This window comes from Olavius algarvensis spirochete endosymbiont, assembly GCA_900608495.1.
Taxonomy (GTDB): Bacteria; Spirochaetota; Spirochaetia; order DSM-2461; family DSM-2461; genus UBA2779.
Window position 1 is genome coordinate 1 of the sequence record UWYT01000335.1, and the last position, 686, is coordinate 686.

At 44.9% G+C, this 686-nt stretch carries 1 protein-coding gene; it reads right to left on the minus strand.

All coding sequences use genetic code 11. The features are described 5' to 3' along the window. A partial coding sequence (locus S1OALGB6SA_RS09885; protein WP_195910426.1) for a restriction endonuclease subunit S occupies positions 1–564 on the minus strand: 564 nt, incomplete at its 3' end. Positions 565–686: the final 122 nt, after the last annotated feature.

Here is a 686-nt window from a genome sequence, read left to right on the forward strand (position 1 = left end):
TTTGAAAATGGCCTGGGCGATTTGTTCGAGGGTTTGGTTGGTTTGGGTGTTGAGTCTTATCTTTTCATCGAAAGCAGAAAGAACTTTAGCAGCCTGATCCTGCAACTCTTTCGAGGGGACATCGATTTCAACCTTGCCAAAATGGCCTTTGTTTAGAATCGGGGTTGCCGAACCTCCAGCAATATCTTTTAGCAATTGCTGTTTAGTGGTAAGTAAATAGTAAATGTATTCAGGGTTCCACTTTTCCGAGTCGACCAATATCGTATTTATCTGCTGATTAGTAACTGAGTCACAATCAACTAAGACCGCTTTCCCCATGTCCGAGCCAATGCAAGACACAGCAACACTGCATCTTGGAACAATTGACTTTTTTACAGCATCTAGTCCTAGATCTGACAGATAACGTTCAGTAGCATCAATCCATTTCCGACCATCCATATCTTTTGGTGTAATGAAGGGCGTCCCGCATTGATCGAAAGCCTTATCGATCGATTTAGGAGGGGTTTTTCCTGTAACTATCGGCCCAAGCTGCTCCAATCTAACAGTAGTGAAATCAGAACTCATAACCCAGCCCCGCCAAGTTATCCTTAATCTCACCTTCCAGCCGGTCCGACTCTTCAAACTGCGTTTTCAGCTGAGCGGTAAGGCGTGTCATCTTTTCGGTAAAGGGCTCGCTGTCTTCCTCC